Here is an 8002-nt window from a genome sequence, read left to right as displayed (position 1 = left end):
CCTGGGGGCCGGGCGATATTACCTGCTGGAGTGAGGGGGGTGCGGAATGTGGGGTGAAAGCCCCTGGGGGAGCTCTTACCAGGCCCAGCCCCTGAAGGCCGCCCTCTTGGGACGGGGGCGCTACACCCCCTTTTACCTGTGGCGATGAGGCGGGCCTTTGCTATACCTATCAGCAAAATTGCGATGCAACTGGCTTTCTTTGCGCTTTGAAAAACAAAGCTCAGTCCTGGAGCCCTTTCTTCACCGAAATTTTGACCTGGCCCAACGTTGCGGTGTGTGCTATACTCCCCCTAACCCGGACCTCCGGGTGGGGACCTTGAAAGCCAGTTCTTCCCTTGGGGATGGGCAATATGCGTTTTCCCCTTCTCATCGCCCCTTTCTCCTGTGGCTTTTCATCGGCACAAACCCCCGAAAACCCCCGTTATTCGCCGTGTGCATATTCCAAGCTTCATCTTTCTCATAAACCCCCCTCTGGCGGTGCCGTCCAGGACGGGGTTCTTAGGGGGGTAGAGTTGCAAACCACATAGCCCCGTAAGGGGATTGCGACCCCACGCCACCACCGGGCGCCGGCGGGAATCATACCCGAAGTTGCAAACCACATAGCCCCGTAAGGGGATTGCGACAACCCTATTCACCCACAAGGCGGCGACATCTTTACGTTGCAAACCACATAGCCCCGTAAGGGGATTGCGACTCCAAAATCCAGTCCAGGTTGAGGTTCCTAAGGAACCCCGTTGCAAACCACATAGCCCCGTAAGGGGATTGCGACGCTATGAACTGAGTTTGGAGTAAGATGGCGTGGATTTCCAGTTGCAAACCACATAGCCCCGTAAGGGGATTGCGACGCCACCCAAACCTCCAGGCGATCCCCCCCACCATCTCGTTGCAAACCACATAGCCCCGTAAGGGGATTGCGACACATGGTCGTGCTCGTAGCGGAGGGGGTTCACCAGGAGGGTTGCAAACCACATAGCCCCGTAAGGGGATTGCGGCCAGGAAAGCTTGGCGAGGGCGGGCGCCGCCTCCTTAGTTCCCCGGACCCCGGCAGGCCCTCTCGCCGCCCGGCTTGGCTCCCCGGCCTGGGTGTGCTAGAATCCCTGGAGGCGGGGGCCGTTAGCTCAACTGGCAGAGCACCGGTCTCCAAAACCGGGGGTTGGAGGTTCGAGTCCTTCACGGCCCGCCAGCGCACCCCTCAGGCCCAGGCCTGGGGGGTTAGGCTTTTGGCGTATGGCGGCGTACCAGGTGCTCATCGTGGGCGCGGGGTTCTCCGGGGCCGAGGCCGCTTTTCAGCTAGCCAAAAAGGGGGTTCGGGTGGGCCTCCTCACCCAAAGCCTGGACGCGGTGATGATGCCCTTCTTGCCCCCAAGGCCCCCCTTTCCCCCGGGAAGCCTCCTGGAGCGGGCCTACGACCCCGGGGACGAGCGGGTGTGGGCCTTCCACGCCCGGGCCAAGTACCTTTTGGAGGGCGAGCGGAACCTCCACCTCTTCCAGGCCACGGCCACGGGGCTTCTCCTGGAGGGAGGGCGGGTGGTGGGGGTGAGGACCTGGGAGGGCCCCCCGGCCCGGGCGGAGAGGGTGGTGCTCGCGGTGGGGAGCTTCCTCGGGGCGAGGCTTTTCCTGGGCGGGGCGGTGGAGGAGGCGGGCAGGCTTTCGGAGGCGAGCTACCCCGACCTTTTAGAGGAGCTTTCGCGCTTGGGCTTCCGCTTCCTGGAGCGGGAGGGGGAGGTGCCCAAGACCCCCACCACCCCGGGCTACCGGGTGCGCTACCTGGCCTTCCACCCCGAGGAGTGGGAGGAGGAGACCTTCCGCCTCAAGCGCCTAAAGGGGCTTTACGCCGTGGGGCTTTGCGTGCGGGAAGGGGACTACGCCCGCATGAGCGAGGAGGGGAAGCGCCTTGCGGAGCACCTTCTCCATGAGCTTGGGTAGGGGCCTCTTCCAGGGCTCCTCCCCCTCCCCTTCCCAGAGGGCCCCCCGCACCTCCACGAGAAGCCTCCGGTGGGTGAGGGCGTGGCGCACCTCGCCAAGGGGCCTAGACCTCACCCCGAAGGCCGCCTCCCGCAGGGGAAGCGCCTCCGGGGGAAAGAGGGGCACCCCGTAAAGCCCCCGGAACCGCCCTTCAAGCCTCTCCAGGTGGACCCCCTTCCGCCCGAGGAGGACGAGGGCCACGAGCCGCTCCTCCCTCGCCCGGCGCTTCCTCGGCCCGGGGTAGCGCCCGGGGGCCTCCTTCCCCCGGCAGAAGGCCCCTAGGGGGCAGGCCCCGCATCGGGGCCTCCTCGGCAGGCAGACCGTGGCCCCGAGCTCCATGAGGGCCTGGTTCCACACCCCCGGGTCCACGCCCTGGGGAAGGAGGCTCTGGGCGAGGGCGAAAAGCGCCCTCTCCTTCGGGTCTTCCAGGGCGAAGAGGCGGGCGAGGACCCGGCGCACGTTCCCGTCCACCGCCGCCACCCGCTCCCCGAAGGCGATGGAGGCCACCGCCGCCGCGGTGTAGGGCCCGAGGCCGGGAAGCCTCTTCAGCTCGGCGAAGCCTCGGGGAAGCTCCTCCACGCTTTGGGCCAGGCGGTGGAGGTGTTCCGCCCTGCGGTAGTAGCCCGCCCCCTGCCAAGCCTTCAGGACTTCCTCCAGGGGGGCCTCTCCCAGGGCCTTCAGGGTGGGAAAGCGCTCCAGAAAGCGGCGGTAGTAGGGGATGGCCTGCTCCACCCGGGTCTGCTGCAGGAGGACCTCGGACACCAGGACGCGGTAGGGGTCCTTCTCCCCCCGCCAGGGGAGGGGGCGGGCGTTCTCCCGGTACCAGGCGAGGAGGGCCTTCTGCCAGGTTTCCACGCTAAAGAGGGAGGGGGCCCCGGAAGAGGCGCCTGTGCTCCACCATGAGGCAGCGGTCGGCCACCACGGGGACGCCCGCCTCCTCCAGGGCCTTCTCAAACTCCGGGTTCCGGATGCCCGACTGGAGCCAGACCAAACCGGGTTTTAGGGCCAGGACCTCCGCAAGGTGGCCCATGAGGGCGGAAGGGGGGCGGAAGACGTCCAGGATGTCCACGGGACCCTGAAGCTCCAGGAGGCTTCCCACCACCCTTTCCCCGAAAAGCTCCTCCCCTTGGAACCTGGAGTTCACGGGGAGGACGCGGTAGCCCTGTTCCGAGAGGTATTTGGGCACGTAGTGGGCGGGGCGGGAAGGGTCCTTGTGGGCCCCGAGGACGGCGATGGTCCGGGCCTGGGCCAGGCGCTCCTTGAGCCGAGCCTCCTCCATCAGCGCACCCTCCTCTCCAAGACCGCCATCAGCTTGCGGGCCTCCTCAAAGGCCAGGCGGTGGGGCTGGGCCCTGAGGTAGGGCAAGAGGTCCTCCTCCCCCAAAACGGGGAGGCGGCCCACCTCCCCCTTGACCCGCTTGCCCACGAACACCAAGACGGGCTGGACCTCCACCCCCAGGAGCTCCTTGAGCTTGTGGGCCTGGCGCCACGCCTGGCGCACGAGGTCGTCCCGCCTGCTTCCCCGGACCCAAAGCCCCTCGGGGCGCACCTCTATGGGGCCACTATAGTTCTTCACCTCCACGTTGAAGACGCCGGGAGGGCCCACCACCACGTGGTCGGCGTTCTCGCCCCCCAGGTCCACGTCGTGGAAGACCCGCCAGCCCAGGGGCAGGCGGGCGAGGACCCGGCCCACCCGGGACTCCCCCAGGTAGCCCCGTGCCTTCGCCACCACCTCGCGCTCCACGTCCTTGTCCTGAAGGAAGCGCACCGCGGCCAAGAGGGCCAGGGGAAGGGCCAGGGCCCCCATCCAGGGGACGAAGAGCTTGATAAGGAGCCAGACCAAAAAACCAAGGCCCAAGACCACGGCGGCCAAGCGCCAAAGCTTCCTGGAAAGGGTCTTTCCCGCTTTGCCGATCTCGCGCGCCATACCGCCTCCCTAAGGCCGGTAGTCCAAGGGCCTCAGGTAGAACTCCCCTATGGCCGTGGAGGAAAGGAGGGCCACGGTGGGGAGGGCCCTTTTCCAGTGGGTGCGGTTCACCCGCTCCTTCACCCGCCTAAGCTCCTCCTCGCTGAAGCCGAGGCCCAGGATGTAGGCGTCGGAGTAGCCCTTCAGGTAGTGCTCCAGGATCACGTCGGCCCGGAGGTAGCGCACCCCGAGGTCGGCCTCGTCCGTCTGGCCGGGGACGAGGTCGGCGGTGGGGGGCTTCTTCACCACGGCCTCCGGCACCCCGAGGTGCTCGGCGAGCCGCCAGACCTGGGTCTTGTAGAGGTCCCCCAAGGGGTTCACGGGCGGGGCGTCGTCCCCGTGCCAGGTGTAGTAGCCGAAAAGCCTCTCCGTCTTGTTCCCCGTGCCCAAGGGGAGGGCCCGGTAGGCCTGGGACTTGTCAAAGAGGACGATCATCCGCGCCCGGGCCATGACGTTCCCCTTGCGGTGGGGGGTGAGGTCCGGGGTGAGGGCGGCGTAGGCCTCCACCATGGGGGTGATGTCCACCTCCTCCAGGGCCACGCCGAAGGTCTCGGCCACCAAATAGGCGTGCTCCCGGGAAAGGGGGCTCGAGTCCCGGTGGGGCAGGAAGAGGGCGTGGACCCCTTCCCTCCCCAAAGCCCGCACCGCCAGGGCCAGGGTGGTGGCCGAGTCCACCCCGCCGGAAACCGCCACGACGGCCTTCTCGTAGCCCCGCCAGGAAAGCTCCTCCCGGATGAACCGGGTGAGGAAGTCCGCCACCAGGGGCCAGTTGAGCTCCAGGACCTCCTGGGCCTTGGGCGCCTCAAGAATCCGCATCCCGCCTCCTTAAGACCCTTTCTAGGTCAGGCAGAAGCAGGGGAAGGCCCGCCTCGAGGTCGGAGAGGAGGGGGCTTTCGTCGCGCGCCGGGGGGATCCGCTCCCGGTCCAAGGAGAAGAGGAGGGCCGCCTCCTCAAAGAGGGGGGCCTCGGCGAGGACCCTCCCGTCCGGCCCCACCACCAGGCTTCCCCCGCTCATCCCCTTCCCCCCCTCAAACCCCACCAGGCTCGCCACCACCACGTAAAGCCCGTGCTCCGCCGCCACCGCCTGGGCCAGGGTGCGCCACCTTTCCACGTTCTCGGGCCGCGCCCCCTGGAAGCCCCTAGCCGGGCTCGCCGCGGGCACGTAGACCACCTCGGCCCCGTCCAAGGCGGCGAGGGTGGCGGTGATGGAGTGCCAGAAGTCCTCGCAGATGAGGATGGCCGCCCGGCCGAAGCGGGTCCTAAAGGCCTCCACCCGGCTTCCCCGGGAGAGGTAGCGCTCCTCGTCAAAGACCCCGTAGGTGGGGAGGAAGACCTTGCGGTGGACGTGGACCACCCGGTGGGGAAGCTCCAGGTAGGCGGCGCTGTTGTAGTAGGCCCCCCCGTCCCGCTCGTAGAAGCCCACCACCAGGTCCAAAGCCCCCTCCCACCCCACCTTCTCGTAAACCCCCGCCAAAAGCTCCAAAAGCTCATGGCGGGTGAGGGCAAGCTCCCTTACCCCCCCTTGCAGGAAGTAGCCGGTGAGGGCGGCCTCGGGCAGGACCACCACCTGGGGGGCGTGGGGGCGGAGGGCCTCGAGGTGGGCCCTTAGCCGCTCAAGGCTCTCTCTAAGCCGGCTCTTCTCGGGGCGGAACTGGAGGACGGCGTGGCGCACCTCCCGCATCAAGCCTCCTGGGGAAGGTAGAGGCGGGGGTTGGCCTCGGGGAAGGGGTTGTCCCGCTCCTCCAAGGCCTTAAGCTCCTCGGGGGAGACCCCTTTGAGGAGGTGGAAGAAGGCCCGGGCGTGCTCCTCGTACCGCTCCTTGGCGTAAGCCTCGGCCTGCCCCGTGTCCATGAGGAAGGGCCAGTCGGAGGCCTCGAGGAGGAGGAGCTCCCGCATGGCCTGGCGCAACACCCCCTCAGGGAGGACGCCCCGGCGCGCCGCTTCCCGCATGGCCCCCTCCGCCCGGTACACGACCCGCCAGTAGTCCAGGGTCTTCTCGTTGAGCCAGACCCTATGGTCCCCGCCCCGGCCCCAGGAGCCCTCGGGGAGGGCGGTCCGCACCGCGGGGCCCTGCACCGCCTCCCGCGCGGTCACGGGCCGGACCCTGGGGCTTTGGGCGAGGAGCCTCAGCACCTCCTCCAGCCAGGCCACCCCCTCGTACCACCAGTGGCCGAAGAGCTCGGCATCATACGGGGAGAGGATGACCCCCTCGGGGTGCCCCTCGGCGAGGCGCTCCAGAAGCCCCACGAAGTGGCGGGCGTGCTCCTTGGCCTTGGCGAAGGCCGCCTCCGGGTCGTAGGGGGCCTTCTCCGAAAGGTCCGCCTTGCGGTGGGTCACCCGCCAGTGGTGGAGGCCGGAAAGGGGGTCCTTGCGGTGGAACTCCCGGTAAAGCCCCTCTCCCGGGTAGCCGTGGTCGGCGCTCCACACCTGAAGGGCCGTCTCCTGGTTGCGGGCTAGGACCCGGAGGCCCGAGGCCAGCTCGTGGACGTAGTAGGTGGCCTCCCGGCTCTCCACGGGACCCAAGGAGGCCTCCCCGTAAGGGGAGAGGGGCTCGCCCCCCTGGACCAGGTGGGCGTCCACGAAGGTGTAGCGGATCCCGGCCCGCATCAGAAGCTCGTCCACCCCGGGCCTCACCCCCTCCGGGGGGCCTTCCACGGGGGGCTTCCAAAGGCCCTTGGGCCGGTAGGCCATCTCCGGGAGCCAGAAGCCCGTGGGGTCCTTGGCGAAGTGGCGGCGGTAGGTGCTGACCCCGGTCTTGATCTGGGCCCAGAGGGCCTCGTCGTAGGCGAGGAGAGGGGAGTAGCCGTGGGTGGCGTTGGAGGTGAGGAGCTCCACCTGCCCCCTCTCCTGGGCCCTCCGGAAGGGAGCCAGGAGGTCCCCCCGCAGGTGGTGGAAGTGGTCCAGGGTGAGCTCCCAGAAGGCCACCTGGTGCCGGGCGCTGGCCTCGAGGGCCGTGCCCCGGTAGCGCTGATAGTCGCCCTGGGCCCTCTCCAGGCGGTTCTTGGCGTAGGCCCAGAACCCCTCCTTGATCCGGGGGTCGGCGAGCTGCTCCGCCAGGATGGGGGTGATCCCCAGGGTGAAGGGGGCCTCCACCCCCTCGGCGCGAAGCCGCTCCAAGACCCGGACGAGGGGGAGGTAGGTCTCGGCCATGGCCTCGTAGAGGGTCTCCTCCCCGAAAGGCCACATCCCGTGGGCCCGCACATAGGGGAGGTGGGCGTGGAGGACCAGGGCGAAGCGCGCCATGGCCCTAGCGTACCACGGTGCCTTCCCCGGAAAGGGCCCGCCTTATGGGGTTTTCCACCCGGCCATCGGCGAAGACCACCCGCTTCACCCCGCCCCTTACCGCTTCCACCGCCCCCATGACCTTGCGCTTCATCCGCCCTTGGGCGAGGGCCAGGTACTCCGGGTCCTCCACCCGCTCCACGGGGATCTCCCGCACCAAAGAGGCCTCGTCCGGGTAGCGGGCGAGGAGGCCGGGGACGTTGGAGAGGTAAATAAGGGCCTCCGCCCCGTAGACCCGGGCGAGGAGGGCGGCGATGCTATCCCCATCGGTGTTGATGGCCTCGCCCTCGTAGCTCAGGGCAGGGGGGGTGAGGACGGGGAGGTAGCCCGCCCCAAGGAGGAGGTCCAAAAGGGCCTTGTTCACCTCCTCCACCGTGCCCGTGTAGTCCCCGCGGTGGATCTTGACCTTGCCGTCCTCCACGTACTTGACCGCGGTTTTCCTCCGGCCCACGAGAAGCCTTCCGTCTAGCCCCGAAAGGCCGATGGCGTTCGCCCCCTCCTTCTGCAGAAGCTCCACCAGGCGCTTGTTCACCAGGCCGCAGTAGACCATCTCAAAGATCTCCAGGGTCTTGCGGTCGGTGAGGCGGCTCACCTGCCCCCCGGGGTGGGTGAGGAAGCGGGGCGGGTGGCCCAGGGCCTCCGCCACCTTGTTGGTTTCGGCGCTTCCCCCGTGGACCAGAAGAAGCCTCACCCCCTCCTTCCACAAGGAGGCCGCGTCCTTGGCCACGGCCTCGTAGTGGATCCCCTCGGCGCCTCCCACCTTGACCACGATCACAAGCTCACCTCCCAC

General features: G+C 68.3%; 8 protein-coding genes, 1 tRNA gene and 1 CRISPR repeat array. Of the genes, 2 read left to right on the top strand and 7 right to left on the bottom strand.

The window, feature by feature from the left end; translation table 11 throughout:
- Positions 1 to 511 precede the first annotated feature (511 nt).
- A CRISPR array of direct repeats spans positions 512 to 993; the repeat unit is 36 nt; unit sequence GTTGCAAACCACATAGCCCCGTAAGGGGATTGCGAC.
- A gap of 114 nt (positions 994 to 1107) precedes the next feature.
- Both ABJK26_RS02195 and ABJK26_RS02190 read left to right on the top strand, forming a co-directional pair.
- Positions 1108 to 1183 (top strand) — tRNA-Trp (locus ABJK26_RS02195).
- A 44-nt stretch (positions 1184 to 1227) separates the two neighbouring features.
- On the top strand, positions 1228 to 1926 hold the full coding sequence (locus ABJK26_RS02190; RefSeq protein WP_347240574.1) for an FAD-dependent oxidoreductase: 699 nt from the start codon (positions 1228 to 1230) through the stop codon (positions 1924 to 1926).
- Here ABJK26_RS02190 and mutY read toward each other — a convergent pair.
- The 7 genes from mutY to ABJK26_RS02155 are packed head-to-tail and all read right to left on the bottom strand — an operon-like array spanning position 1819 to position 7987.
- Positions 1819 to 2820: an A/G-specific adenine glycosylase MutY gene (gene mutY, locus ABJK26_RS02185; protein ID WP_347240573.1), complete on the bottom strand. Its 1002-nt coding sequence runs from the start codon at positions 2818 to 2820 to the stop codon at positions 1819 to 1821. The genes ABJK26_RS02190 and mutY overlap by 108 nt on opposite strands.
- 1 nt (position 2821) lies before the next feature.
- Positions 2822 to 3244, bottom strand: a complete 423-nt coding sequence (locus ABJK26_RS02180; protein WP_347240572.1) for a CoA-binding protein — start codon at positions 3242 to 3244, stop codon at positions 2822 to 2824.
- On the bottom strand, positions 3244 to 3891 hold the full coding sequence (locus tag ABJK26_RS02175) for a nuclease-related domain-containing protein (protein ID WP_347240571.1): 648 nt from the start codon (positions 3889 to 3891) through the stop codon (positions 3244 to 3246). The genes ABJK26_RS02180 and ABJK26_RS02175 overlap by 1 nt, the downstream gene beginning before the upstream one ends.
- A 9-nt stretch (positions 3892 to 3900) precedes the next feature.
- Positions 3901 to 4746: an NAD+ synthase gene (locus ABJK26_RS02170; RefSeq protein ID WP_347240570.1), complete on the bottom strand. Its 846-nt coding sequence runs from the start codon at positions 4744 to 4746 to the stop codon at positions 3901 to 3903.
- On the bottom strand, positions 4733 to 5611 hold the full coding sequence (locus tag ABJK26_RS02165; RefSeq protein ID WP_347240569.1) for a nitrilase-related carbon-nitrogen hydrolase: 879 nt from the start codon (positions 5609 to 5611) through the stop codon (positions 4733 to 4735). Before ABJK26_RS02165 ends, ABJK26_RS02170 begins: the two co-directional genes overlap by 14 nt.
- Positions 5611 to 7173, bottom strand: coding sequence for a 1,4-alpha-glucan branching protein (locus ABJK26_RS02160; RefSeq protein ID WP_347240568.1), 1563 nt, complete (start codon positions 7171 to 7173; stop codon positions 5611 to 5613). Before ABJK26_RS02160 ends, ABJK26_RS02165 begins: the two co-directional genes overlap by 1 nt.
- A gap of 4 nt (positions 7174 to 7177) precedes the next feature.
- Entirely contained in the window at positions 7178 to 7987 is an 810-nt protein-coding gene (locus ABJK26_RS02155; protein ID WP_347240577.1) for a [LysW]-aminoadipate kinase, read from the bottom strand.
- Positions 7988 to 8002: the final 15 nt, after the last annotated feature.

Origin of the sequence: Thermus sp. (genome assembly GCF_039793865.1) — a bacterium.
Taxonomy (GTDB): domain Bacteria; phylum Deinococcota; class Deinococci; order Deinococcales; family Thermaceae; genus Thermus.
This window is presented reverse-complemented; position numbering and strand designations above follow the sequence as displayed.